The sequence below is a fragment of the uncultured Gelidibacter sp. genome (assembly GCF_947500795.1).
GTDB lineage: Bacteria > Bacteroidota > Bacteroidia > Flavobacteriales > Flavobacteriaceae > Gelidibacter.
Genome location: NZ_CANMTE010000001.1, coordinates 1,077,459 through 1,102,873 on the forward strand (window position 1 = coordinate 1,077,459; position 25,415 = coordinate 1,102,873).

Annotated in this window: 24 protein-coding genes and 1 other RNA gene; 15 read left to right on the plus strand and 10 right to left on the minus strand. The window is 36.1% G+C overall.

Annotated features, from left to right (window positions below; all coding sequences use genetic code 11):
• Positions 1 to 73 precede the first annotated feature (73 nt).
• Entirely contained in the window at positions 74 to 700 is a 627-nt protein-coding gene (locus Q0947_RS04775; protein WP_299392347.1) for a CPBP family intramembrane glutamic endopeptidase, read from the minus strand.
• A 4-nt stretch (positions 701 to 704) separates the two neighbouring features.
• The gene (locus Q0947_RS04780) at positions 705 to 1,163 is read right to left on the minus strand and encodes an Lrp/AsnC family transcriptional regulator (RefSeq protein WP_299392351.1); all 459 of its coding nucleotides are present in this window, start codon (positions 1,161 to 1,163) and stop codon (positions 705 to 707) included.
• A 167-nt stretch (positions 1,164 to 1,330) separates the two neighbouring features.
• Between Q0947_RS04780 and Q0947_RS04785 the strand changes: the two genes are divergently transcribed.
• The 6 genes from Q0947_RS04785 to Q0947_RS04810 all read left to right on the plus strand — a co-directional run bounded on the left by Q0947_RS04785 (position 1,331) and on the right by Q0947_RS04810 (position 6,294).
• The gene (locus tag Q0947_RS04785; RefSeq protein ID WP_299392356.1) at positions 1,331 to 2,533 is read left to right on the plus strand and encodes an aminotransferase class I/II-fold pyridoxal phosphate-dependent enzyme; all 1,203 of its coding nucleotides are present in this window, start codon (positions 1,331 to 1,333) and stop codon (positions 2,531 to 2,533) included.
• Between the two features lie 329 nt (positions 2,534 to 2,862).
• Positions 2,863 to 4,362: a Na+/H+ antiporter NhaC gene (gene nhaC, locus Q0947_RS04790; RefSeq protein WP_299392361.1), complete on the plus strand. Its 1,500-nt coding sequence runs from the start codon at positions 2,863 to 2,865 to the stop codon at positions 4,360 to 4,362.
• Between the two features lie 147 nt (positions 4,363 to 4,509).
• Positions 4,510 to 5,154 (plus strand): peroxiredoxin, encoded by a 645-nt coding sequence (locus Q0947_RS04795; protein ID WP_299392366.1) that lies wholly within the window; start codon positions 4,510 to 4,512, stop codon positions 5,152 to 5,154.
• A gap of 92 nt (positions 5,155 to 5,246) precedes the next feature.
• On the plus strand, positions 5,247 to 5,561 hold the full coding sequence (locus Q0947_RS04800; protein WP_299392370.1) for a thioredoxin family protein: 315 nt from the start codon (positions 5,247 to 5,249) through the stop codon (positions 5,559 to 5,561).
• On the plus strand, positions 5,542 to 5,799 hold the full coding sequence (locus Q0947_RS04805; protein WP_299392375.1) for a hypothetical protein: 258 nt from the start codon (positions 5,542 to 5,544) through the stop codon (positions 5,797 to 5,799). The genes Q0947_RS04800 and Q0947_RS04805 overlap by 20 nt, the downstream gene beginning before the upstream one ends.
• Before the next feature lie 243 nt (positions 5,800 to 6,042).
• Entirely contained in the window at positions 6,043 to 6,294 is a 252-nt protein-coding gene (locus Q0947_RS04810; RefSeq protein ID WP_299392380.1) for a DUF2007 domain-containing protein, read from the plus strand.
• Positions 6,295 to 6,327: 33 nt separating this feature from the next.
• Here the strand turns inward: Q0947_RS04810 and Q0947_RS04815 are convergent, their stop codons facing one another.
• Positions 6,328 to 7,953 (minus strand): ABC-F family ATP-binding cassette domain-containing protein, encoded by a 1,626-nt coding sequence (locus tag Q0947_RS04815; RefSeq protein WP_299392384.1) that lies wholly within the window; start codon positions 7,951 to 7,953, stop codon positions 6,328 to 6,330.
• A gap of 240 nt (positions 7,954 to 8,193) precedes the next feature.
• Here Q0947_RS04815 and Q0947_RS04820 point away from each other — a divergent pair, with 240 nt between their 5' ends.
• Positions 8,194 to 9,621 (plus strand): thioredoxin-like domain-containing protein, encoded by a 1,428-nt coding sequence (locus Q0947_RS04820; RefSeq protein ID WP_299392389.1) that lies wholly within the window; start codon positions 8,194 to 8,196, stop codon positions 9,619 to 9,621.
• A gap of 48 nt (positions 9,622 to 9,669) precedes the next feature.
• Here the strand turns inward: Q0947_RS04820 and fsa are convergent, their stop codons facing one another.
• The 4 genes from fsa to ffs all read right to left on the minus strand — a co-directional run bounded on the left by fsa (position 9,670) and on the right by ffs (position 11,890).
• On the minus strand, positions 9,670 to 10,323 hold the full coding sequence (gene fsa, locus Q0947_RS04825; protein ID WP_299392394.1) for a fructose-6-phosphate aldolase: 654 nt from the start codon (positions 10,321 to 10,323) through the stop codon (positions 9,670 to 9,672).
• Between the two features lie 121 nt (positions 10,324 to 10,444).
• Positions 10,445 to 10,858: an Ig domain-containing protein gene (locus tag Q0947_RS04830; RefSeq protein ID WP_299392397.1), complete on the minus strand. Its 414-nt coding sequence runs from the start codon at positions 10,856 to 10,858 to the stop codon at positions 10,445 to 10,447.
• A gap of 11 nt (positions 10,859 to 10,869) precedes the next feature.
• Positions 10,870 to 11,673 (minus strand): SDR family oxidoreductase, encoded by an 804-nt coding sequence (locus tag Q0947_RS04835; protein ID WP_299392401.1) that lies wholly within the window; start codon positions 11,671 to 11,673, stop codon positions 10,870 to 10,872.
• Between the two features lie 118 nt (positions 11,674 to 11,791).
• Positions 11,792 to 11,890, minus strand: an RNA gene (gene ffs / locus Q0947_RS04840) — signal recognition particle sRNA small type.
• Positions 11,891 to 11,978: 88 nt separating this feature from the next.
• On the opposite strand from ffs, the gene Q0947_RS04845 reads away from it, so the two are divergent.
• From Q0947_RS04845 to Q0947_RS04860, 4 genes are all read left to right on the plus strand, one after another.
• The gene (locus Q0947_RS04845; protein ID WP_299392405.1) at positions 11,979 to 13,013 is read left to right on the plus strand and encodes a glutaminyl-peptide cyclotransferase; all 1,035 of its coding nucleotides are present in this window, start codon (positions 11,979 to 11,981) and stop codon (positions 13,011 to 13,013) included.
• Between the two features lie 38 nt (positions 13,014 to 13,051).
• Positions 13,052 to 13,441, plus strand: a complete 390-nt coding sequence (locus tag Q0947_RS04850; protein WP_366915489.1) for a thioesterase family protein — start codon at positions 13,052 to 13,054, stop codon at positions 13,439 to 13,441.
• A gap of 92 nt (positions 13,442 to 13,533) precedes the next feature.
• Complete coding sequence (locus Q0947_RS04855; RefSeq protein WP_299392410.1) at positions 13,534 to 14,280, plus strand: carboxypeptidase-like regulatory domain-containing protein; 747 nt, start codon at positions 13,534 to 13,536, stop codon at positions 14,278 to 14,280.
• A 105-nt stretch (positions 14,281 to 14,385) separates the two neighbouring features.
• A complete protein-coding gene (locus Q0947_RS04860) occupies positions 14,386 to 15,948 on the plus strand; it encodes a right-handed parallel beta-helix repeat-containing protein (RefSeq protein WP_299392413.1) in 1,563 nt (520 codons plus the stop codon).
• 102 nt (positions 15,949 to 16,050) lie between these two features.
• Here the strand turns inward: Q0947_RS04860 and glyA are convergent, their stop codons facing one another.
• Positions 16,051 to 17,322, minus strand: coding sequence for a serine hydroxymethyltransferase (glyA, locus tag Q0947_RS04865; protein WP_299392417.1), 1,272 nt, complete (start codon positions 17,320 to 17,322; stop codon positions 16,051 to 16,053).
• Between the two features lie 233 nt (positions 17,323 to 17,555).
• Here glyA and fahA point away from each other — a divergent pair, with 233 nt between their 5' ends.
• Positions 17,556 to 18,845 (plus strand): fumarylacetoacetase, encoded by a 1,290-nt coding sequence (gene fahA, locus Q0947_RS04870; protein ID WP_299392419.1) that lies wholly within the window; start codon positions 17,556 to 17,558, stop codon positions 18,843 to 18,845.
• 157 nt (positions 18,846 to 19,002) lie between these two features.
• A complete protein-coding gene (locus Q0947_RS04875) occupies positions 19,003 to 20,184 on the plus strand; it encodes a hypothetical protein (protein ID WP_299392422.1) in 1,182 nt (393 codons plus the stop codon).
• A gap of 114 nt (positions 20,185 to 20,298) precedes the next feature.
• On the opposite strand, the gene Q0947_RS04880 is transcribed toward Q0947_RS04875, so the two are convergent.
• Entirely contained in the window at positions 20,299 to 20,775 is a 477-nt protein-coding gene (locus tag Q0947_RS04880; protein ID WP_299392425.1) for a hypothetical protein, read from the minus strand.
• A gap of 101 nt (positions 20,776 to 20,876) precedes the next feature.
• Positions 20,877 to 21,287, minus strand: a complete 411-nt coding sequence (ytxJ, locus tag Q0947_RS04885; protein ID WP_299392428.1) for a bacillithiol system redox-active protein YtxJ — start codon at positions 21,285 to 21,287, stop codon at positions 20,877 to 20,879.
• 329 nt (positions 21,288 to 21,616) lie between these two features.
• Here ytxJ and clpB point away from each other — a divergent pair, with 329 nt between their 5' ends.
• Both clpB and deoC read left to right on the plus strand, forming a co-directional pair.
• Positions 21,617 to 24,226 (plus strand): ATP-dependent chaperone ClpB, encoded by a 2,610-nt coding sequence (clpB, locus tag Q0947_RS04890; RefSeq protein ID WP_299392431.1) that lies wholly within the window; start codon positions 21,617 to 21,619, stop codon positions 24,224 to 24,226.
• A 508-nt stretch (positions 24,227 to 24,734) separates the two neighbouring features.
• Complete coding sequence (gene deoC, locus Q0947_RS04895; protein ID WP_299392436.1) at positions 24,735 to 25,391, plus strand: deoxyribose-phosphate aldolase; 657 nt, start codon at positions 24,735 to 24,737, stop codon at positions 25,389 to 25,391.
• Positions 25,392 to 25,415: the final 24 nt, after the last annotated feature.

The following is a 25,415-nucleotide window of genomic DNA, read 5'->3' on the forward strand; positions in this document are numbered from 1 at the left end:
AAATACGATTTTGATTTACGTTTTACGAATTACGACCTACGATTTTAAAAAACTTTGAGCAGAGGTTCAAACCTCAATCTGGAAAGCCTAACATCTGCCCCATGCCCACCGTAAACAACCAACAGCCATAAATGGCATGCTCAATGGATACCAACAGCGTCGATTTTGTTTTATCATAAGTTAAGGCGAAAAGGATGCCGCCCAGAAAGGTCATGAGTAATACCAAAGAATTTCTATAAAACATATGAGCCATAGAAAACACTATGGCATTGATAAAGACGAAAAGGGTTCTACTTTTAAAAAAAGAGGCGTAGCGTTGAAAATATAAGGTGCGATAAATTAATTCCTGTGGATACACTGAAAACATGGCATAGGCAAACAAGATAACGACCCAAAGCTTGGGTTTTTGGTAGAGCACATGGAATAAATCGGATTTGGCAGTGAGTAACACATATCCAATGGTGAAGAACGCAATGATAACCAGTTTAACAAAAACCGATATCCAAAAAGACTTCCAACGGAGATTGGGCGCAATTTTAAATGTGTTGCCTTCCACTTTTACAAGTACAAAAACGACATAGGTAAATCCGGAAATGGCCAGAAATGCTTTAATCAGAAATGGGTACTCTAAGACAAAACTCACTGGCAAGATTATAAAAATCAAGAAAAATTCAGTGAGCTTGTAAGTAACCGATTGCATTTTCTTACATATTTATAGCTGTTGTATGTTTAACTTCATTGATGACAAACATGCTATGAGTGCTGCCAATATGATTAATAGACGTTAATTTAGTGACCATAAATTCCCTGAAAGCTTCCATGTCAGATACAATGACCTTTAAGAGGTAGTCATAATCACCACTAATATGGTAACATTCCATCACTTCTGCAAGATTCGCGACCTCTTTCTCAAACTTAATCACATAGTCCTGTGTGTGTTGCACTAATTTTATATGACAAAACGCCACAAAATTCTTGTTTGCTTTTTCCTTTTGGATTAAGGCAACATAATTTGAAATCACGCCTTCCTTCTCCAACTTCTTTATACGTTCATATACTGCGGTAACGGACAGATTCAATTTATTGGACAGTTCCTTGTTGGTCTGTTTACTATTGGCCTGAAGAAGTTTCAAAAGCTTTTTATCGATTGCATCAAAATTCATAAAAGAAAATTTTTCTAGGGAAACAAAATAATCGAATCAAAAACAGATTCATTATCTACAAATTTAATCATATTTAGATTTATAATCTAACTTCAACAACATCCATTGACAAATCATCTAAAAAAGGAGATATTTGAATAGATTTTTCACTTTTAAAAACAATTATAATGGCATTTAAACCCGCAAACAACATACAAGATTTACAATATTTCGGAGAATTTGGAGGCGTCAACCCTTCAATTTCTGACTCGTCAACCTACACCTTTCTTTCAGCAAAAACAATGTTCGATACATTTGAAGGAAACGCCGATGGTTGCTATTTATATTCCCGTCACTCCACCCCTTCCAACCTTTATTTAGGTCAGGCTTTAGCAGCTATGGAAGGTACTGAAACCGCTAATGTGACCGCTTCTGGAATGGGCGCGATTACGGCAGTTTTGATGCAATTATGTGGTGCTGGCGAGCATATCGTATCCAGCAGAACCATTTACGGCGGTACGTATGCCTTTCTAAAAAACTTTACACCACGATTTAATATTGAAACATCGTTTGTAGACATCACAAAATTAGATGTTGTCGAAGCGGCTATAACGCCAAAAACAAAGGTTTTGTATTGTGAATCTGTCAGCAACCCATTATTGGAGGTCGCTGATATTGCTGGACTCTCAAAACTTGCCAAAAAACACAATCTGAAATTGGTTGTCGACAACACCTTCTCACCATTATCAATTTCTCCAACACAATTGGGTGCGGATATCGTAATCCACAGTTTAACAAAATTCATCAATGGTTCTAGTGATACTGTAGGCGGTGTGGTTTGTGGTACTCAAGAATTCATTGACGACTTAAGAAACGTAAATGACGGCGCTTGTATGTTATTGGGCTCAACAATGGATAGTTTAAGAGCGGCTTCAATTTTGAAGAATTTGAGAACATTACATATCAGGATGCAACAACACAGTTATAATGGAAACTATTTAGCGGAAAGATTTGAGAAAGACGGTTTAAAAACAGTTTATCCAGGATTAGCATCTCATCCATCCAACGAATTGTTCAAATCTATGATGAACGAAAAATACGGATTTGGCGGCATGTTAACAGTTGATGTGGGCTCTTTGGATAAAGCGAATGCATTAATGGAATTGATGCAAAAACGAAACCTTGGCTACTTAGCTGTAAGTCTCGGATTTTACAAAACATTATTCAGCGCTCCTGGAAGTTCAACATCCTCTGAAATTCCAGCAGATGAACAAAAAGAAATGGGCTTAAGCGATGGATTAATCCGTTTTTCTATCGGTTTAGATGCCGACATTGAGCGCACATACACGATGATGCACGCGTGTATGAAGGAACTTGAGATCCTAAAATAAATCATTTTTTAATTGCAGTATTTCGAAACGGTTGTACAAAATTTGAAGATTTCAAAATTTTAAAACAACTCGAAATTTCGACATCACATAATAACTTTGTTCAAAACCAGTGTTTAACGCACTGGTTTTGTTTGTTTAAGGCTTCGGGTGTACTCAAAACACCCCAAGAACTGCAAAATTTCACCGCGAATTATTCAATAAAATCGAAAGCCTCAATCTACTCAAATCCAAGTGCTATTGAAGTTGCTCTTCAATTTCATTTGCATAGGTTTGTCTAAAATCGTAACATTACGTATTCGAAAAAAACCAAACCGACTAACCCCTTCTTAATGGAAAGCCAAGACATTAAACCTAAATTACCTAAAGACGAACAAATAGTTGAAAACAGAGAATTAGGCATTTGGGAAGCACTCATACCAGTGTTTGCCCTAATTGCTATGCTCGCTTACAATGTTTACGTCTACGGAAGTGATGCTTTATCTGGCTCCAATCAGTTTATATTATTAATGGGTGGTGCAGTTGCCGCGATTGTAGGCATCTATAACAAAGTGACCTTCGATCAGATGCTCGAAGAAGTTTCAGAGAACATCAAATCTACGGGAGGCGCCATTTTAATCCTTCTTATGGTAGGTGCACTTGCAGGAACTTGGCTCGTGAGTGGCATTATTCCTACAATGATTTATTACGGTTTGCAGATATTAAATCCGACCATATTTTTAGCGGCCTGTGTGATTATATGTGCTATTATTTCTGTAGCCACGGGAAGCAGCTGGACCACTTCAGCAACTGTTGGTATCGCATTAATAGGAATTGCCGATGCTTTGGGGGTGTCCTTAGGGATGACCGCTGGCGCTATTCTATCGGGTGCTTATTTTGGAGATAAGATTTCTCCAATGAGTGACACTACTAATTTAGCACCTGCTATGGCTGGGACGGATTTGTTTACGCACATCAGATATATGCTATACACCACCATTCCGACACTTGTTATAACCTTAATCGTCTTTATCATTATTGGATTAAATTTAGATACCACGGGATCTGCAACAACACAAAGTATACTTCAATCGGTCGATGAAGCGGTCAATGTGAGTCCATGGCTATTTATTGTCCCAATCGTAGTTATTGTTTTAATCGTAAAGAAAACACCGCCTTTGGTTGCCCTTTTAATAGGAACCTTATTAGCCGCTGTAGCCGCACTTATTTTTCAACCGAATATTGTAGCGTCAATTGGTGGTTCAGACAGTTTAACTTTTGCGTCAGGCTATAAAGGACTTATGGACGCTATAACTATAGATACTGCAATCCCTACAGATAATGACGCCTTAAAGGATCTCTTTTCGTCTGGAGGCATGTCGAGCATGTTAGGTACAATATGGCTCATTCTATGTGCTATGGTTTTTGGCGGAATCATGGACGGCATTGGTGCTTTAGCAGTAATCAGTAAAGCACTTTTAAAATTATTTCATACTACTTTCGGACTTTTTGCAAGTACGGTTGCCAGCTGTTTAGCGCTAAACTTAACGGCGAGCGATCAATATTTGGCTATTGTTGTTCCTGGTAAAATGTATTCTCAAGCGTATAAAGATAAAGGCCTCGCCCCTGAGAACTTATCTAGAACCTTAGAAGACAGTGGAACCGTAACGTCTGTATTGGTGCCATGGAACACCTGTGGCGCTTACCACAGTGGTGTACTTGGTGTAGATACGATGCATTATGCAGGTTACGCTATTTTTAACTGGTTGAGTCCATTTATGACCCTCCTTTTTGCTGCTTTCAGAATCAAAATTAGACAACTCAGTACTCCTAATGCAGAAGTTGCCAAATAATTAAGATTACTCTTACATATTATTATCTCTTCACTATAGATAAAACTTATAGCGATATAACTTTATATCATAAATTACTATAGCTTTTATTGAAGTAAAACGATAGTTTTGTAGGAGAAAATAATAGTAATCTTTAAATTATATAATATGGCATTTGTAGGAAAAAAATTCCCAAATTTATCAGTAAACGCAATGAACGAAATGGGTGATACATTCAAACTTAACGTTCTTGAAGAAGCGAAAAAAAACAACAAAAAAGTACTTTTATTCTGGTATCCAAAAGATTTCACATTTGTATGCCCAACAGAATTACATGCATTTCAAGCAGCTTTAGGCGAATTTGAAAAACGTAACACAATGGTAATTGGTGCATCTTGTGATACTGCTGAAGTTCACTTTGCATGGTTAAGCACATCAAAAGATAACGGTGGAATTGAAGGTGTTACTTACCCAATTTTAGCTGACTCTAACAGAAACTTAGCGTCTTCATTAGGTATTTTGGACATTACCAATGAAACTTATGATGAAGAAACTGGAATTGTAACTGTAGATGGTGACAACGTAACTTACAGAGCAACATACATCATTGATGAAGAAGGAACTGTTGTTCACGAAAGCATCAACCATATGCCATTAGGTAGAAACGTAAATGAGTTTTTACGTTTAATTGACGCTTACACACACGTACAAGAAAAAGGTGAAGTTTGTCCTGCAAACTGGGAAGAAGGTAAAGAGGCAATGCAGCCTAACGCTAAAGGTACAGCTGAGTACTTAAAAGCGCATTTAAACTAATATAGATTGTTATAAAGAGTGCAGAGAGGCAATCTTATGTTAGCTATTAAGATTGCCTCACTCTGTTTTTATTAACCTTTAAAAAATTTATTATGGTACAAGAATTAGAAAAAGATAATTTAGAACAATTGGTATCAGATAATGATACAGTAGTTGTTCAATATTCTGCTAGCTGGTGTGGTAATTGTAGAATTATGAAACCAAAATTCAAAAAGCTAGCATCAGAAAACGAAAACATGACATTTGTTATGGCAGATGCTGAGAAGTTTCCAGAATCGAGAAAATTAGCAACTGTAGATAATTTACCTACGTTCGCTATTTTTAAAAATGGAGCTTTTGTAAATCAGATCCAGACCAACAAATACGAAGTTTTAAAAGATTTAGTCAATGAAGTTACCAGTAATTAAACACTTGACTCAATTTATTGAGGAAAATGATGAGGATTTCGTAGTTGAAACTATTGAAACTCTTGAAAATCTTACAGAAGTACCTTCATTAAAAGATGAAGAACTAGATGTTATTGGAGAATTGATCTCTAATATGTACGGCGCTTTAGAAGTCCACAAGATGGTAAAAGAAGGCTCCCCTAAAAAAGAAGCATTAAATAGTTTTATGTCTCGTGTATTAGGATCGATTGACAAATAAACATTCTAGGATTAAAAACACAAAACCACTTCCATCGAAGTGGTTTTGTGTTTTATAACAGTTCCAAATGTCGTTGTATTCTGCTTTACAATCTCAGTATATTCAACATGATTATAACAGTGCTGTTTTCAAAATAATCAGCAGTCATGTCGTCGAGCGATGTCAAAAATCGCTCATAAATAGGATATTATGTTATTTTTTGTAACTTCCTAGTTCAATATATCTCACTTAAAGACATTAAATATGCATGACGATAATTATGTAAGAGTCTTCTCAGGATCATTCATTTATGTGCAAATGATCATAAATCGTTTGGAAGAAGCTGGCATTAAAGCTATTGTAAAAGACGAAACAGAATCTGGAAGATTGGCAGGATTTGCACCTTCCATTCAGGGTTTTCAAGACGTATATGTTTCAGAATCCGAACTGACAAAGGCCGTTCCTATTGTTGAAATCGCTAAATCAGAATTAGAAGTACAAAAAAACCCTGAATAATTTCAGGGTTTTTTACTTTATATAGAAATTCGATTATGCGTTTACCGTATACATCTTCTCTCTTAATTCCTTAATTTTCTTATCGTCCATATATTCATCGAACGTCATGTAACGATCTATCGCACCATTTGGCGTCAACTCAATAACACGGTTTGCTACCGTTTGTGCAAACTCATGGTCATGAGTTGTAAATAAAACCGTTCCTTTAAAATTAGCTAAGGAATTATTAAAAGCTGTAATACTTTCAAGATCCAAGTGGTTGGTCGGCTCGTCCAACATTAATACGTTAGCTCTCATCATCATCATTCTACTTAGCATACAACGTACTTTTTCTCCTCCAGATAATACATTTGAAGTTTTTAAAGCTTCTTCCCCACTAAAGATCATTTTACCCAAGAAGCCTCTAATGTGTACTTCTTCACGCTCTTCTTCTGTGGTAGCCCATTGACGTAACCAATCTACAAGAGTTAAGTTATTATCAAAAAACTCACTGTTATCTAACGGTAAATAGGATTGTGTTGTGGTAATTCCCCAGTTATATTCGCCTTTATCTGCTTTTTCCTTTCCATTAAGGATTTGATAAAACGCAGTGGTAGCTCTAGAATCTTTAGAATAGATTACTACTTTATCACCTTTTGCCAAATTGATATCCACATTTTGAAAAAGGATATCGCCATCCAATGATGCTGCAAGGTTAGTAATATTTAAAATTTGATCTCCTGCCTCTCTTTCACGCTCAAAAATAATAGCTGGATAACGACGGCTAGATGGTTTAATATCAGAAATATTCAATTTCTCAATCATTTTCTTTCTACTCGTAGCCTGTTTAGACTTCGCAACGTTAGCAGAGAAACGACGGATAAATTCTTCCAATTCCTTTTTCTTTTCTTCAGCTTTCTTGTTTTGTTGTGAACGTTGTCTTGCCGCTAATTGAGAAGATTCATACCAGAAGGTATAGTTTCCTGAATAATGATTAATCTTTCCAAAGTCAATATCAGAAATGTGTGTACAAACTGAATCTAAAAAGTGTCTATCGTGAGAAACCACAATCACACAGTTTTCATAGTTTGCCAAGAAGTTTTCCAACCAAGCGATCGTTTCATAATCCAAGTCGTTGGTAGGCTCATCCATAATTAACACATCAGGATTCCCGAATAACGCTTGTGCCAACAACACACGTACTTTCTGTTTTCCATCTAAATCTTTCATCAAAGTATAGTGGAACTCTTCTTTAATACCCAAGTTAGATAACATTGCTGCAGCATTACTATCGGCATTCCAACCGTTCATCTCCTCAAACTGCACTTGCAACTCTCCTATCTTGTCAGCATTTTCATCAGTATAATCAGCATAAAGCGCATCCATTTGCGTTTTAAGCTCGTACAATGGTTTGTTCCCCATAATAATGGTTTCCAAAACTGTGTGCTCATCATACAAGTTATGGTTTTGCCCTAAAACCGACATACGTTTTCCAGCTTCCAAATGAACATGACCAGATGTTGGGTCCATTTTTCCCGCTAATATTTTTAAGAAAGTTGACTTCCCTGCACCATTAGCGCCAATAATACCATAGCAATTTCCTTGATTGAAAGAAGTGTTTACTTCATCAAAAAGGATGCGTTTGCCAAACTGAACTGAAAGATTAGAAACTGATAACATTTTATAGATTTTAAATAAGTTGCAAAAGTAGAAAATTACTCCCATTTTATGAAACTTATACACCTATATTTAAGACCCGAAATAACACGCTCCAATTTGTAAAAATATCAGTATTTACCTGAGATAAAACGCACTTCGATACCGGCATCATAAAACATTTAACAACGCCTTAACAACATACTGTATAAACAAGTTTTATTTTTGTTTGCAACACAACCAGCACCATTAATCTATTAGTTTATGAGAATCTACATTATGTCATTAATGCTTTTGTCAACGCTCTTTGGTTGCAAAAAAAATACTAATGAGACAAATGGTTCTGCATATTTTGGGGGAGAAATCATAAACCCCACCAATGATTATGTGCTGTTGTACGCTCCAAACTCGCAGTCAGAAACCGCTGACACCTTACTCTTAAACAATAACAACCGATTCTCTACGAAGTTAGATCCATTAAAATCTGGACTTTATACGTTTGTTCATGGCGGACAATACCAAATGGTGCTTCTTGAACCACAGGACAGTGTTATGTTAAGATTAAATACTATTGATTTTGATGAATCATTAGTATTTACGGGAACTGGCGCTAAAAAGAATAATTTTCTAGTCAAAATATTTCTTGAGAATGAAGCCGATCAAAGCAACTTCATGAATACTGCTCAAATGGAACCTGAACGATTTGAGAGTTATATTGATTCTCTTCGCTCAAAACGATTGATTGAACTTAAGGATTTTGCCCAGGAAAGACAGCTGTCCAGCCTTTTTGACAAGGTAGCGGAAACCAGCATCAACTATAATTACTACAGCACAAAGGAAATGTATCCTTTTGCATATTACGGTTATAGAAACCTAAGAAATTATAAAAATTTACCATCGCAATTTTATGCGTTTAGAAATGAAGTGGATTACAATATAGGCTCACTGAGCGACTTCTTTATTTATAATCGATTCCTATATTCCCATTTCAATAATATGGCATTGGAAGGATTCTATGCGAATGCTCCAGAAGACGCCATCTTCAATAAAAATTCGGTGAAATACAATCTAGAAAAGCTAAGATTGATGGACGACCGCGTATCAAACGACACTATCAAAAATAAGTTGCTCAAAAATACAGCGCGCGATTTTATAGCAATGTGTGAAGATTCTGTAGCTGTTAAACAAATCGTGGCTTCCTATCTTGAAAAAAGTACGAATCCTGACGACAAATCGTATATAGAAGGCTTATCAAACTCAATAAACAAACTGAAACCGGGTAAAATTATTCCGGATGTGGAATTGGTCAATTTTAACAATGAGGTTCTTAAATTAAGTAGCCTTGTTACTAAACCGACCGTAATTTATTTCTGGACTACCAACCTAAAAGTCCATTATAAAAATAGCCATCACAAAATAATGGATCTTAAGAAAAAGTATCCAAATATTGATTTCATTGCCATCAATCTCAACGATAATGATAAAAAATATTGGAAGAAGACTTTAAATGAATTTAATTTTTCCACTGCAAATGAATACCAGTTTAAAGATCCGCATACAGCCAAGCAAACGTTGGTCATAAATACGGTTTATAAAATGATTGTTATTGACAAAGACATGCGCATTGTAGACTCCTACTACAACATGTTCCACCACAAGTTTGAAGATCATTTAAAAGAACTCAACAAATAAAAAAAAGGCTCCCATAAGGAGCCTTTTTAATTTATATAGAATAAAGGATTAGTTTCCTTTCTTGTAATCTGCTAAGAATTTCTCTAAACCAATATCAGTTAATGGGTGATTCAATAAGCCAGTAATAGAGCTTAAAGGACCTGTCATAACATCAGCACCTAATTTAGCACAATCAATAACGTGCATCGTGTGACGTACTGAAGCAGCTAAAATTTCAGTATCAAATCCGTAGTTATCATAAATCATTCTGATTTCAGCAATAAGGTTTAAACCATCTGTAGAAATATCATCCAAACGACCAATAAAAGGCGAAACATAAGTAGCGCCTGCTTTTGCGGCCAATAACGCCTGACCCGCAGAAAACACTAATGTCATGTTTGTTTTGATGCCTTTATCGCTGAAATATTTACAAGCTTTCACACCATCTTTAATCATTGGTAATTTCACTACAATTTGACTGTGTAGATCAGCTAAAGCTTCACCTTCTCTCACCATGCCTTCGTAATCTGTAGAAATAACCTCTGCACTCACATCACCATCTACCAATTTGCAAATGTTGACATAATGCTTCATGATATTGTCAGTTCCTGTAATGCCTTCTTTAGCCATTAATGACGGATTAGTGGTAACACCATCTAAAATCCCCATGTCTTGGGCTTCTTTAATTTGCTCTAAATTAGCGGTATCAATAAAAAATTTCATAGAAATATTGTTTTTGATTCCCCTTTTAAATTGGGGAATTTTGTTGTGTTATATTTAGCGCGAATTTACAACTTTTAATGAGCTTTGAAAGGACTAATTTTCTAGAATATATTAACAGGAATCAATTAATTATAATGCTATACTTTTTAGAAGTAGATTTTGAACACAATCCATCTTTATATTTATCAGATTCTTCATCATAATATTCTGGACCTTCAACATACAAATAAATAGTAAAGTTGAAAGTTCCTGGAGCGCTTGGCATCCCTTCTATCACAAGCGTTCTATTAGTTGTGGTGACGCTTAAACCGTCAGGCAAGTTTCCATTGATGTCGAAATTATAGCTATAATTATCGTCACGAGGTTCGTTTTTAATTTCCGCAGTTAATTCTTGATAATAATAACCATTCACATTCCCTACTTTGAACGACGTATCCGGTAGTTCCGGCCGTTTATTTACGATACATTCTACAATCGTATCACAACTTAAGAACATACATAACACTCCTAAAAACAGAAATTGAACTATTTTCATTGGTTTTGTAGTTATAACTTATAATGATTCATCAACATTTTCTCGTAGACTTTATCTGGCAAAATTCGTTTTAAGACGATGGAAAATTTCTGCATGAACTCCCCTACTTTATAATGGATTTTTGGATTGTCAGTCGTGATAACTTTATAGATGGCATTTGCCATGAGCTGCGGATCTTTACCGCCACTAACATGGGCATCCATAAGATTTAAGGTATCTCCGTAAGGTTTTTTATAAGGTGAATCCTCCAAAATTGGTGCGTGGTAACGCCCGGCCGCAATATTTGTAGCAAAATCGCCAGGTGCAACATTGGTCATGTGAATGTTGAAATCCTTGATTTCCATTCTGAACGCTTCAGTAATTAATTCCAAAGCGCCTTTACTGGCACTGTAAACACCTCTATAAGGCAAGCCCATATACCCAGCAATGGATGTCACATTAATAATAAGACCTCCTTTTTGCGCTCTCATTTGTGGCAGAACCGCTTTAATAACACGAATAGGTCCGAAAAAATTAGTCTCGAAATTTCGTTGTATTTCAGCATCAGGAATTTCCTCAATTGGCCCCGTAATTCCAGCGCCAGCATTATTGATCAATACGTCCAAACGTCCGCTTTTTTCCAATACAGTTTTAAAGGCATCTTCAATTGATACGGCATCGGATACGTCTAATTTTACAAGATTGAATTTACTTTCTGGATAACGCTCCGGATTTCGGCTGGTGCCGTACACGGTAAACCCTTTTTGGGATAAAAATTCGCCAATAGATTTTCCAATTCCTGAAGAACCACCTGTGATTAATACAACTTTAGACATGTATGAAAACTAATTAAAAAATGAAAAATTGAACGTTAATACGTTTCGGAAGGCTAAAATATGAAGAAGATATTTAAAAGAAGTTTCCTTTAGAAAGGATTTCACTATAGCGCATAAAAAAAGGCAAGCTACCTACATCACACCGCTACGACCACTTACCTTTGCTGCGTTCCCGCCCTGGAGGGTTCAGCAGGAGCTGGTTGTGTAGGACTTGCCAGGTGCAAAGATACAATCTTTTACTACTTTTGCAATGATTTTTTAAACTGAATTTAATTAAATACCTTGCCTTAAAATTCACAAAAACTATGTCTTCAAGTAAACTTTTTATAATCACGGTTTTAAGTCTTTTATTATGGACTTGTGGCGACAATCCTAATGGTAAAAAAAGCAACTTTTCTTTACGTACTGATGCAAAAAACAACACAATTGCACTTGGTGAGACCGTTAAACTCTCTATAGAAAACCCTAAAAACAAGACCGTCAATAGCATCACCTATCAATTAAATGATAAACCTATTGATGAAAATTTTACGGCTTCCGATCTTCCGTTAGGAATTCACACCCTAACTGCCAAAGTAGCCTATGATAATACGACTGAGGAGACTTCAACAAATTTGACGATTTTAAACAATGAAGCTCCGGTAATTTACAGCTATAAAATAATTAACGAGTATCCTCACGACATTACTTCCTACACCCAAGGACTGGAATTTCATAACGGTTTTCTATATGAAAGTACCGGACAATATGGCGAATCTAAACTTCGTAAAGTAAAACACGACACTGGCGAAGTCCTAAAAAGCATCAATATTGGCAATCAGTTTTTTGGCGAAGGACTTACCATCATGAACGACAAGCTTTACCAGCTCACTTGGAAAGAAAACATAGGATTTGTCTATAATGCAGAAACCTTAGAGAAAACCGGTAGCTTCAATTATGGCAAAAGTAAAGAAGGCTGGGGCCTTTGTAATGACGGAAAGGTGATTTACAAATCAGATGGCACCAACAAAATATGGAAACTTAATCCAGAAACGTTGGCTGAAGAAGATTACATTCAAATTTACACCAACGCGGGCAAAATTGAGAGTTTAAATGAATTGGAATATATTAATGGTAAGATTTACGCAAATATCTATCAGCGTAATGGCGTCTTGATCATCAATCCTGAAAATGGTGCTGTGGAAGGGGTTATCGATTTTTCACCACTTCAAAAATTAGTTAAGCAGCATCCAGAATTAGATGTTTTGAATGGTATTGCCTATAATCCAACAACAAATACAATATTTGTAACAGGAAAAGATTGGGACAAACTTTTTGAAGTTGAAGTGTTTGTGAAATAAATCAAAAATCCCCCATTAATCAAACCTCGAAGTTAAACATGCAAACATTTGATATACAGATTACCGTAACTCAAGACGACTTGGACCACCTCAACCACGTTAATAATGTACGCTACGTGCAATGGGTTCAAGATATTGCCGAGCAACATTGGCATGCAAAAGCAACAGATGACATCCTTTCGGATTATTTTTGGGTGCTTCTAAGTCATACCATTGAATATAAGAATCCAGCAGTTTTAGGCGATGAACTCACTCTTAAAACCTACATCAAAGAGGCTGGTGGTGTTACTTGCTTAAGGATGGTTGAAATTTATGATAAGCATTCTGAGAAACTTCTAGTAACTTCAGAAACCAAATGGTGTTTAATCTCCCAAGAAAAGATGAAACCAGCACGCATCACGGACGAGATCAGATCGTTATTTAGTTAAAGTTAGATTAAATTCGCTGTTAAAGTGTCTTAACAAAACAGCTCTCAAGGCTTTTATTGTTTTAATTTGATAACAACCAACCCAAAAGCCTAGTGACCAAAATTACGATTCTCTTCTGTCTATTCACTACACTGACGTTTTCGCAACGTATTTCGGGCACACTCTATGACGCGGAAGCTCCTATTTCTGGCGCCAAACTCATGAATGTGACCTCAAAAAGTATCACAACAACTGATGGCTCAGGCAATTTTGAAATTTATGCAAAACTGAATGACACCCTACTTTTTAGCTCTTTGTTCCACCATACAAAACAAATTGTCGTTAAGGCATCACACCTCGAAGGAACTCAGGTGTTTGAACTTAAAAAAATTCTAAACGAATTGGATGAAGTTGACATTCAAGGCCCCATAAGTTCAAAAGAAATTGACGAAGAAGTACTTACGAGCAACTTAAACCAACAATTTAAAGCCGATCTTAAGAAAAATGCGCATCTATATAAAAAACCAAATACAGGGGCTTTAGATATTATTGCTATTGGCGAAAGTATCGTCAAACTATTCAAACGGAAAAATCCCAAAGAAGAAAAAATTGTTGAAACAACTATTACAGCATCGCATCTTGACACCCTTTTTAAAACTGATCCTTTTTTGAATGACACCTTTTTAGTATTGGATTTAAACATCACTAAAGATTATAAGCATCTCTTTTTTACCTATTGCGAAACGAAAGACATGTCCTCTTTTCTGTTACTTCCCGCTAACAAAATCTATCTTATTGATAACTTTTTGGAGTACAGCAAAGAGTTTAGGGCTATTCTATTGGAGAGTCAAAATCAATAGCATTTTATTGCTAACGACAGCACTATTAAATTAATTAAAGGATTCAGGTGATTTCATAATTTCAAAAGTTATATTTTTGAATGTAATTTGATATTGCGTATCACAATGAAAAGAAGCCTTTACTTTAGTCTCACCTTACTTATGTTGATCTTTTGGAGTTCATGCCGAAAGGATTTTGAATTTCAACCAAGTCAAGGCGCTCTTACGTTTTCAAAAGATACGGTGTACTTAGACACGGTTTTTACGAATATTGGTTCGAGCACCTACAATCTAAAGGTATACAACCGTTCAAATACTGACATATCCATTCCGACGTTAAGACTTAGCCAAGGTCAAGCATCTAACTATCGGCTTAATGTTGATGGTGTTGCAGGAAAAGAGTTTCAGAATGTTGAGATTCTAGCGAAGGATAGTATGTACATTTTTATTGAAACCACCTTCGATATTCAGAATGTTGTTGCGTCAAAAAACCAATTTTTATACACCGATGCCATCGAATTTGATAGTGGATCGCATTTACAAAAAGTAGAATTAGTCACTTTAGTGAAGGATGCCGTTTTTATTTATCCGAATAAAGATTCGCAAGGCATTGTTGAAACTTTGAGTTTTGATGTTGATGACGATGGAGTTATCGATTCTACAAACATCCAAGGCCGATTTTTATCAGATGCCGAACTCACCTTCACAAAAGACAAACCTTATGTTATTTATGGTTACGCAGCTGTGGGCGAGAATAAAACGCTGACCATCAATGCTGGTGCGCGCGTTCACTTCCACTCCAATTCTGGATTACTCATTACAAATAATGCGTCTTTAAAAGTGAATGGGAAGTTTAGTCCTAATCAAACTACACTTGATAACGAAGTCATTTTTGAAAGTGACCGGTTAGAACCACTATTTGAAAACATACCAGGACAATGGGGAACAATTTGGTTGTTTCAAGGAAGCAAGGAAAATAACATCAATTTTGCGACCATTAAAAACGCCACTATTGGCATTTTAGCAGAAAACGACCCGAATACCAGCATTCCAAAATTGACTATTAAGAATTCTAAAATCTACAATTCCAGTAATTTCGGAATTTTAGGACGTGCCACTTCCATCACTGCAGAAAATGTGGTAATCAATAACGCCGGACAATCATCATTTGCTGGCATTTACGGAGGCAACTACAACTTTACACATTGTACACTCGCTAATTATTGGTCGAGCAGTTTTAGACAATTCCCGGCTCTCTATATTAGTAATTATCAAGTTTTGGAGGATAACAAAGTCGTCACAAATGCTTTAACTGCAGCCAACTTCAACAATTGCATCATTTATGGAAATGATAATCCGGAGATGCTTGTAGAACAGGAAGAAGGCGCAGCTTTTAATTTTAAATTCAACAATTGCCTGATTAAGTTTGATGATCCCAACAATCGTTTTGGAGCAGATCCAAATTACGATTTCAGCAACAGCGCTTTATATGACAATGTGATATTCAATAAAGATCCTGATTTTGAAGCGCCCTTCAAAAATAAACTGATGATTGGCGATGATTCTGCTGCAATTAATGTGATTGGAAACAACATATATTCAAATCGAGTGCCATTGGATCTCTTAAACATTTCTAGAACGGCTTCACCCGATTTGGGTGCATATCAGCATGTTACTTTTAAAGAGTAGTATTTTTTTGTCGCAGCTGCTCGATTGAACTATTATCAAATAAAAAGGCCTCACTTGTAGAAATTACATGTGAGGCCTAATAATTTATTGATAGTCTATCTGTTATGAAAATAAAGGTTTTCCTTTCATCATCTCATTTACTTTTTCACCTACAGCATCAAGCGTAGCTTCATTATCATGATGGTTAAGAACCTCATCAATCAAGCCTACAATGGTGTCCATATCATCTTCCTTTAAACCTCTAGTCGTAATTGCAGGTGTACCAATACGGATTCCTGAAGTTACAAAAGGCGATTTATCATCAAATGGAACCATGTTTTTATTCACGGTAATATCAGCTTTTACCAATGCTTGCTCAGCATCTTTACCTGTAATATTTTTATTTCTCAAGTCGATCAACATCATATGGTTGTCCGTTCCACCAGAAATAATATGGTAATCTCTATCAACAAATGCTTTTGCCATTGCAGCCGCATTGTTTTTAACTTGTAACATATAATGCATAAACTCATCAGTTAAAGCTTCACCAAACGCAATAGCTTTAGCTGCAATAATATGTTCTAATGGTCCACCTTGATTTCCTGGGAATACGCCAGAATCCAATACAGAAGACATCATTCTTAAGTTGCCTTTTGGAGCTTTCAATCCGAATGGGTTTTCAAAATCTTCACCCATTAAAATCATGCCTCCTCTTGGACCTCTTAAGGTTTTATGTGTAGTTGTAGTAACAATATGACAATGCGGAATTGGATCGTTCATAATTCCTTTTGCAATCAATCCTGCAGGGTGTGAAATATCTGCCATTAGCACAGCTCCTACTTTATCAGCAATTTCTCTAAACGCTTTAAAATCCATATCACGAGAATATGCCGAAGCTCCCGCAATAATTAATTTTGGTTTCTCTTTTTTAGCAGTTTCCTCTAATTTATCACAATCGATAAGTCCTGTCTCTCTGTCTACGCCATAAAAAGAAGGTTGGTAAAGTTTTCCTGAAAAATTCACCGGAGACCCGTGGGTCAAATGTCCACCATGAGACAAATCGAAACCAAGAATTTTATCTCCAGGATTTAAACACATGGAATACACAGCTGTATTAGCCTGACTTCCTGAATGTGGCTGCACATTAGCATACGCCGCACCAAATAATGCTTTAGCACGATCAATTGCTAATTGCTCTACCTCATCTACAATTTCACAACCACCATAATAACGCTTCCCAGGATAACCTTCGGCATATTTATTAGTCAAAACTGATCCTGCGGCTTCCATGACCTGATTGCTCACAAAATTTTCTGAAGCAATAAGTTCTAAACCGTGTAATTGTCTTTGTTTTTCAGCTTCTATAAGCTCAAATATTTGTTGGTCGCGTTGCATAAGTGTTGTGTTTTTTAGCCCTTTTAAAATAAGGATTTAATGAATGTTTTAAATTTCTCCAAAAATAGTAAATACAATAGTTAATTCAGACAAAAAATGAAACTTTCATATGAATTTAATAGAACCTCAAATTGACCCTCAGCAATGCAATTTTAAGTGTTTTTTTAGATTTTAATTAAAAAAAATATGTACGTTTGAATAGATTTAATCATAAACTAATTAATCGCAACTCTATGCCTTTATCAGCTAATAACCCCGATAGAACATCGTGGCTTCACGTGGGAAAAAATTCTGATTTCCCAATTCAGAACATCCCTTTTGGTGTTTTCTTAACACGAGATGACATCATTACCATTGGTACACGAATTGGCGATACCGCCATTGACCTTGGAGCCTTACATCAATTAGGATATTTTGAAGGCATACCACTTACTGACGATATTTTTCTTCAGGATACTTTAAACGATTTTATTGCTGATGGCCGTAAAACATGGCGTGCCGTTAGAGATAGAATCGCTGAGATTTTTGATAGCAATAACACCACTTTAAAAAATAATACCAAGCATAAGGAAATTGTCCTTTTTAGATTGGATGAAATTGAAATGCAATTGCCGGTTCAAGTAGGTGATTACACAGATTTCTACTCGAGCATTGAACACGCAACTAATGTGGGGACCATGTTTAGAGACCCAGAAAATGCGCTGATGCCGAATTGGCTGCATATTCCTGTAGGTTACCACGGTCGTAGCTCATCGATTATTCCTTCTGGAATTCCAATTCACAGACCACAAGGACAAACCATGCCTGAAGGTGCTACAGAACCTGTTTTTGGTCCGTCAAAATTGGTAGATTTCGAATTGGAAATGGCATTCATCACTACAGATGCGAACGATTTGGGTGAACCAATTCCGGTAAACGAAGCAGAAGAATATATTTTTGGATTGGTACTTTTTAACGATTGGTCTGCACGTGATATTCAGAAATGGGAATATGTGCCATTAGGACCCTTCTTGGCTAAAAACTTCGCTTCATCGATGTCGCCTTGGATTGTGACATTAGATGCTCTTGAACCTTTCAAGGTTGAAAGTCCAAAACCTATAAAACCACTTTTACCATATTTACAGTCTAAAGGCAAAAAAGGCTATGATATTAATCTGGAAGTAGCTATTCGTCCAAAAAACGCTAAAGAAACAATTGTCAGCAAATCCAATTTCAAACATATGTATTGGAATATGGCGCAACAATTGGCACATCACACCGTTAACGGATGTCCTGTAAACGCTGGAGACATGATGGGAAGTGGCACCATTTCAGGGCCAACACCAGATTCTTATGGATCCATGTTAGAATTGACTTGGAGAGGAGAAAAACCTATCACTATGAAAGATGGTACGGAGCGTAAATTTATCAATGATTACGATACCGTGATTATGAGAGGCCATTGTGAAAAAGACGGTACCAGAATTGGTTTTGGTGAGGTTTCAACACAATTATTACCAATTTATAATCCGAAGAAAAAATAATTCACTCGTAATATAAAATGTGAAGCACGAAGCATAGGATCCATCTATCTTCGTGCTTTTTATTTGGAATAATATCAAAGCATTCTAAAAAACTTGATGGTTGAATTTGGCATGTGTTTTGAATCCCGTTAACTTTAACCTCATAACGACCAGAAATATGAAAACAAAATTACTCTTTATAGCCTTCATAGTACTATTAGCGTCATGCAGTAGTAAAAAGCAATTGGAAAAGGCGCTTTATTCTGGGAATTATAACCAAGTGATTCAAGATGCCTTACGAAAACTTGAAAACAACAAGGATAATGAACGTAAGCAAGATTTTGTTGTAATGTTACAAACAGCTTATGAAAAGGCTAATGAGCGCGATCTGAAAAGCATTAAACATCTTAAGAAAGATGGTAATCCTGAACATTACAATTCCATTTATAATCTTTATCTCAACCTGGATGCGCGTCAAGAAGCCATTAAACCTGTACTGCCTTTAAAAGTAAATGGCAAAACCATACAATTGGATTTTACAGATTATACCAATGACATTGTTGACGCTCGCCTAGCCCTTTCTGATTATTCATATAACCAAGGATTAGCGTTACTTAATTCACATTATAAAAACGATATTAAGGAAGCCTATAAAATCTTTAAATACATAGATCAGATCAATCCGAAATTTAGAGATGTCCGCAAATTAATGCAAGAGGCGCACCACCGAGGCACCGATTACGTTATTGTAACCATCGAAAACCAAACCAGGCAAATTATTCCGAGGCAACTGGAAGATGATTTGTTGAATTTTGATACTTATGGTTTAAACCAATTCTGGACGGTTTATCATGCCAATCCTGCTTCTGATATTGATTATGACTATGCAATGGCATTGCAACTAAAACAGATTAATATTTCTCCGGAGCGATTTCATGAAAAAGAATTTCTAAGAGAAAAAGAATTCGTGGATGGGTGGACTTACAAATTAGATCGGGCTGGCAATGTGATGAAGGACAGCTTAGGTAAGGATATTAAAATTGATAAAATTGTGAAAGCGAGAGCGAGATACATTGAATACCGACAATTAAAATCGACTCAAGTGCTCGCGGATGTGGTGTATGCCGATTTGAAAAACAACCGAACCTTGGATGTGTTTCCAATTAAAAGTGAATTTGTTTTTGAAAACCATTATGCCATTTATAGAGGTGATAAACGAGCATTAAATCAAGCAGATTTTGATTTACTTCGTTTTAAACAACTCCCATTCCCATCCGATGCCGATATGGTTTATGATACAGGAGAAGACTTGAAACTGCAGTTAAAGCAAATTATTAATTCCTATAAAATTCGGAACTAGCAATTGTCTAACAGCACATTACAATATCTATCTCAATTAAAAAATCTTCAGCCCGAAAACGACTGAAGATTTTTTTATAGTTCATAAATTGGATGTAATAACTATTTTCTTCCATTATAGCTGTCGCAAATCCAATGACTTCTTAAAATTGTTGCGCAGCCGATTCTTAAAAAACATTCCTAACAGATAAAATAAAACACCGACTGCAACACTAATGATTCCAAAAATTAAGGTACTCTTATTTTGGTGAGTGGATTGTGCGACTATGATGGTAATTACTCCAAGCAAAACAGTTAAAATAGGAAAAACGGATATCACAGGATTTGGTTTAAGATCTAACGTTACCAAGGTGCCTTTTTCTGACGTTCTAAGTTCGCCTTTCAAATAAGCCGTTTTCCTTTTAAAATTAGGGACGTTCCAGGTGATATAGGTCCATTTATCATAGGCTGCAAACTCATTTTCAGCTGTGAATTTTCCAACAAAGCTTAAGCCACTTTGCCCAAAGACCGCTTCAATATTTTGTCTTAAATGATCACCATTCAAGTTTGAAGCGTACTTTGTTTTGTCAATATTAAATAGTTTTTCAAACATTTTATATCATTCTGTTTTTCAATATACTATTTATTATCAACGTAGTTAAGCTTGCAAACCGACTAATTTTGGAAATGCAGTGAAACTTTAATTAATGTGTATCAAATATAAGTTTCAAGCTTCAAATTATTAATCGCACCATGACTATCATGTTTTACCACTACTCCATTTTTAACGACGAGTAATTGAGGCGATTCATGCATCACGTTAAATTGTTCCGCAATAGCATTTGAAATATTACGGTGATTCAACAAGTCCAAATAATACAAATCTGCTGCAGTTTCTTCTAGCTGATAGTCCTTTTTAAATTGGCTCATCACCATTCTACTAATTCCACAACGTGTGGAATGTTTAAAAATGAATTGTGGTTTTGTTTTGGAGCGTTCTTTTATTTCCTCCAGTTGTTCCATCGTATTCAAGTCAATCCAAGACAACTCGCCTGAGCTTTTAGCGGCATCTCCACCTTTATTCGCACTTGACGATGCATTAAATAATTTATCAAATAATCCCATTTTAATTTATTTTGTTTAATTCCGAAGGATCGGAATACATTAATTTCAAAGTTATATTTTATCACTAAATCAACGGAAGAACTTTCCAATTTTAGCTACCTTTATAATAATCAGTCGCAACTCATTATAAATCTTACAAACTGACTAAATGTCTTGCTATTACTGAGTTTAACTGACTTTTTGTCCCCCATTTCCAATTGGTAAGGTAATTGACTTATCCAGTATAATCACATACTAAATTAATCAAAAGTTGTGGTTAAACAGAGAAAAACAAGATACAACATAGTTATTAACCTATAAAAAAATTACCCGCTATTGGGGATACAATTATGAATTTTAACGATTATACCATAAAATCACAAGAGGCCATTCAGCAAGCGCAACAACTAGCGCAGAGTTTTGGCCACCAACAAATAGAAAATGAGCATATTTTTAAGGCTATTTTTGAAGTTGACGAAAACGTATTGCCATTCCTTCTTAAAAAATTGAATGTCAATATCAACCTATTACAACAAACCTTAGACAAGCAATTAGAAAGCTATCCTAAAGTTTCTGGAGGCGATATTATGCTGTCCAGAGAAGCCAACAAAGCACTTAATGAAGCTTCCATCATCGCAAAAAAAATGAAGGATGATTATGTGTCTATTGAACATTTGATATTAGCTGTTTTTAAATCGAACAGTAAAATTGCACAAATGCTCAAAGATCAAGGCGTCACTGAGAAAGCACTTACTGCAGGCATTGATGAATTGCGTCAAGGCGACCGTGTAACATCACAAAGCCAGGAAGACACTTATAATTCATTGAACAAATACGCCAAAAATCTTAATGAAATGGCGAAAAGCGGCAAGTTGGACCCTATTATTGGTCGTGACGAAGAGATCCGAAGAATTCTTCAGATTTTATCGCGCCGTACAAAAAACAACCCAATTCTTGTAGGAGAACCAGGAACCGGTAAAACTGCTATTGCTGAAGGATTGGCACACCGTATTATTGATGGCGACGTCCCTGAAAACTTGAAAGACAAACAGGTTTTTGCTTTAGATATGGGAGCCTTAATTGCCGGTGCTAAATATAAAGGCGAATTTGAGGAGCGTCTAAAAGCAGTCATCAAAGAAGTGACGTCTAGCGAAGGCGATATTGTTTTATTTATTGATGAAATCCACACTCTTGTTGGTGCTGGTGGTGGTCAAGGCGCAATGGACGCGGCGAACATCTTAAAACCTGCTTTAGCAAGAGGAGAACTTCGTGCTATAGGAGCGACCACGCTTGATGAGTATCAAAAATATTTTGAAAAGGACAAAGCTTTGGAGCGTCGTTTCCAAAAGGTAATGGTCGATGAGCCTGATACCGAAAGCGCCATTTCTATTCTGCGAGGAATTAAGGAAAAATATGAAACCCATCATAAAGTTCGCATTAAAGACGAAGCTATTATTGGTGCTGTAGAGTTATCGCAACGTTATATTACCAACAGATTCTTACCAGACAAGGCCATTGACCTCATGGACGAGGCAGCGTCTAAATTACGTATGGAAATCAATTCCAAACCAGAAGAATTGGATGTTTTGGATAGAAAGGTCATGCAGCTGGAAATTGAAATTGAGGCCATAAAGCGTGAGAAAGACGAAAACAAACTCAAAATATTACGTTCAGAATTAGCGAATCTTAAAGAAGAACGCAATGAGATCAATGCAAAATGGAAAAGCGAAAAAGAAGTTGTAGATAATATTCAAATCGCGAAATCCAGCATTGAAGAATTTAAAATGGAAGCTGAACGTGCGGAACGTGACGGCGACTATGGTAAAGTAGCTGAGATACGCTATGGAAAAATCAAGGAAGCCCAAGAGCAGCTTGAAAAACTTCAAAAAGAATTACAAGCTAATCAATCTGGAAGCTCCTTAATTAAAGAGGAAGTTACCTATGAAGATATTGCAGAAGTTGTAGCTAAATGGACCGGAATTCCAGTCACAAAAATGCTACAAAGTGATAGAGAAAAACTTCTAAAATTAGAAGAGCAATTGCACAAGCGTGTGGTTGGCCAGGAAGAAGCTATTACAGCGGTTAGTGATGCTGTTAGAAGAAGTCGCGCAGGACTGCAAAATCCGCAGAAACCGATTGGTACATTCTTATTTTTAGGAACTACCGGTGTTGGTAAAACGGAGTTGGCAAAAGCTTTGGCGGAATATCTTTTTGACGATGAAAACTCGATGACGCGTATTGACATGAGTGAATATCAGGAACGTCATAGTGTGAGCCGTTTGGTTGGTGCGCCTCCAGGATATGTAGGCTATGATGAAGGCGGACAGTTAACTGAAGCCGTTAGAAGAAAACCGTATTCTGTGGTATTGCTGGACGAAATTGAGAAAGCGCATCCTGATACCTTCAACATTTTATTGCAAGTATTAGATGAAGGTCGTTTGACAGATAATAAGGGTCGCGTTGCCGATTTTAAAAACACGATTATCATTATGACTTCCAATATGGGAAGTTCGATAATTCAAGAGCGTTTTGAAGCCATTAAAGATATCGAAACTGCTATAGAATCGGCCAAAGTTGATGTTTTAGGATTACTGAAACAAAGTGTACGTCCGGAGTTTTTAAACAGGATTGACGACATTATTATGTTTACGCCCTTATCCAAAGAAAATATTGTGGAGATTGTCGGCCTTCAATTAAAAGGATTGACTCGCATGCTTGCGCAACAAGGCATTACTTTTGACGCTACCAATGAGGCAACGGCCTATTTAGCAGAAAAAGGTTACAACCCTGAATATGGCGCTCGACCAGTAAAACGAGTTATTCAAAAAGAGGTACTGAACGAACTCAGTAAGGAACTTCTTTCTGGGAATATTACTTCAGACAGCATTGTTCTGTTAGACTCCTTCAATGACAAACTGGTGTTTAGAAATCAGAGTCAATTGGTTGATGAAGTAGAGTAACGCATCATGTTGACAGATACCTGTCGGCATAAAAAAGACTAATTAGATTTTTATAATTAGTGATTGGTTGGTTAGGAACAGCACAAGTCTTGAAAAAGATGCGTGCTGTTTTTTTTTGCGATGAAATTAAAGAATTGAGCCTTCCATGGTAATTTTGTAATTGCTATAGCGACAAATATCCAAGCAACCAAATAATTAAGAAATCGACCCTAGCTTACCTGTTATTGATATTGCAAAATCACCCTGTTTAAGCATTTTTATAATGTTAAACATATTATAAATGTAGCTAAATTCTGAATTAATCTTGTTCTTTTTGTAGTGGTGACACGTTATTATTAAACATCTATCTATTCTTTTAAGAACACACAATTATCACTAGAAACCTCATTAAAAGATAATTAAAAAATTAAAGAAAATTATTTGTTACCGTTCATCTAAAAAATTGAAATAAACTTAGAAAAAATAACCGTTTATCGTACTTTTACGACACTTAACCTAATAAATTGTTATGGACATCAATAAACATATTGAACATACGCTGCTAAATCCGAGCACAACCGAAAGACAAATCATCGACCTTTGTAATGATGCTGAAAAATTTAAGTTTCACGCGGTTTGCGTTAGTAGTTGTTATGTTTCATTGGCCCAACAATTACTTGCGGAATCTGCAGTAAAAATTGTATCAGTCGTTGGATTTCCTTTAGGATCTATGTCGACAGAAGCCAAGGTTTTTGAGGCTAAAAATGCAATTAAAGATGGTGCCGATGAAATCGATATGGTTATTAATATCGGTCTATTGAGAAGCAAAAACTATGTGGCCGTATTTAAAGACCTTTCTGATGTTAAGTTGGCTATTGGTGATGTTCCGCTAAAAGTTATTCTTGAGATCAGTGATCTTTCTAAAAATGAAATCGTAAAAGCGTGTGAAATTTGTGTAGACGCAAAAGTAGATTTTATCAAGACCTCAACAGGTTTTTCTAAAAGCGGCGCCACACTTACTGCAGTTAAGATTATCAAAAAGATTGTTAAAGATAAAGCCCGAATCAAAGCTTCAGGTGGCATTAAAGATTTGGAAACCGCAATCAAATATATCGAAGCTGGCGCTGACAGAATCGGTACCTCTTCTGGCGTTGCAATGATGACAGGCAAAACTGTTAAAGCCTAAAATTAATTTATATCTTTAGGGTTT

Coding starts and splice junctions, on each gene's coding strand:
- Q0947_RS04775 (WP_299392347.1), bottom strand. CDS start 700: ATGCAATCGGTTACTTACAAGCTCACTGAATTTTTCTTGATTTTTATA.
- Q0947_RS04780 (WP_299392351.1), bottom strand. CDS start 1,163: ATGAATTTTGATGCAATCGATAAAAAGCTTTTGAAACTTCTTCAGGCC.
- Q0947_RS04785 (WP_299392356.1), top strand. CDS start 1,331: ATGGCATTTAAACCCGCAAACAACATACAAGATTTACAATATTTCGGA.
- nhaC (WP_299392361.1), top strand. CDS start 2,863: ATGGAAAGCCAAGACATTAAACCTAAATTACCTAAAGACGAACAAATA.
- Q0947_RS04795 (WP_299392366.1), top strand. CDS start 4,510: ATGGCATTTGTAGGAAAAAAATTCCCAAATTTATCAGTAAACGCAATG.
- Q0947_RS04800 (WP_299392370.1), top strand. CDS start 5,247: ATGGTACAAGAATTAGAAAAAGATAATTTAGAACAATTGGTATCAGAT.
- Q0947_RS04805 (WP_299392375.1), top strand. CDS start 5,542: ATGAAGTTACCAGTAATTAAACACTTGACTCAATTTATTGAGGAAAAT.
- Q0947_RS04810 (WP_299392380.1), top strand. CDS start 6,043: ATGCATGACGATAATTATGTAAGAGTCTTCTCAGGATCATTCATTTAT.
- Q0947_RS04815 (WP_299392384.1), bottom strand. CDS start 7,953: ATGTTATCAGTTTCTAATCTTTCAGTTCAGTTTGGCAAACGCATCCTT.
- Q0947_RS04820 (WP_299392389.1), top strand. CDS start 8,194: ATGAGAATCTACATTATGTCATTAATGCTTTTGTCAACGCTCTTTGGT.
- fsa (WP_299392394.1), bottom strand. CDS start 10,323: ATGAAATTTTTTATTGATACCGCTAATTTAGAGCAAATTAAAGAAGCC.
- Q0947_RS04830 (WP_299392397.1), bottom strand. CDS start 10,858: ATGAAAATAGTTCAATTTCTGTTTTTAGGAGTGTTATGTATGTTCTTA.
- Q0947_RS04835 (WP_299392401.1), bottom strand. CDS start 11,673: ATGTCTAAAGTTGTATTAATCACAGGTGGTTCTTCAGGAATTGGAAAA.
- Q0947_RS04845 (WP_299392405.1), top strand. CDS start 11,979: ATGTCTTCAAGTAAACTTTTTATAATCACGGTTTTAAGTCTTTTATTA.
- Q0947_RS04850 (WP_366915489.1), top strand. CDS start 13,052: ATGCAAACATTTGATATACAGATTACCGTAACTCAAGACGACTTGGAC.
- Q0947_RS04860 (WP_299392413.1), top strand. CDS start 14,386: ATGAAAAGAAGCCTTTACTTTAGTCTCACCTTACTTATGTTGATCTTT.
- glyA (WP_299392417.1), bottom strand. CDS start 17,322: ATGCAACGCGACCAACAAATATTTGAGCTTATAGAAGCTGAAAAACAA.
- fahA (WP_299392419.1), top strand. CDS start 17,556: ATGCCTTTATCAGCTAATAACCCCGATAGAACATCGTGGCTTCACGTG.
- Q0947_RS04875 (WP_299392422.1), top strand. CDS start 19,003: ATGAAAACAAAATTACTCTTTATAGCCTTCATAGTACTATTAGCGTCA.
- Q0947_RS04880 (WP_299392425.1), bottom strand. CDS start 20,775: ATGTTTGAAAAACTATTTAATATTGACAAAACAAAGTACGCTTCAAAC.
- ytxJ (WP_299392428.1), bottom strand. CDS start 21,287: ATGGGATTATTTGATAAATTATTTAATGCATCGTCAAGTGCGAATAAA.
- clpB (WP_299392431.1), top strand. CDS start 21,617: ATGAATTTTAACGATTATACCATAAAATCACAAGAGGCCATTCAGCAA.
- deoC (WP_299392436.1), top strand. CDS start 24,735: ATGGACATCAATAAACATATTGAACATACGCTGCTAAATCCGAGCACA.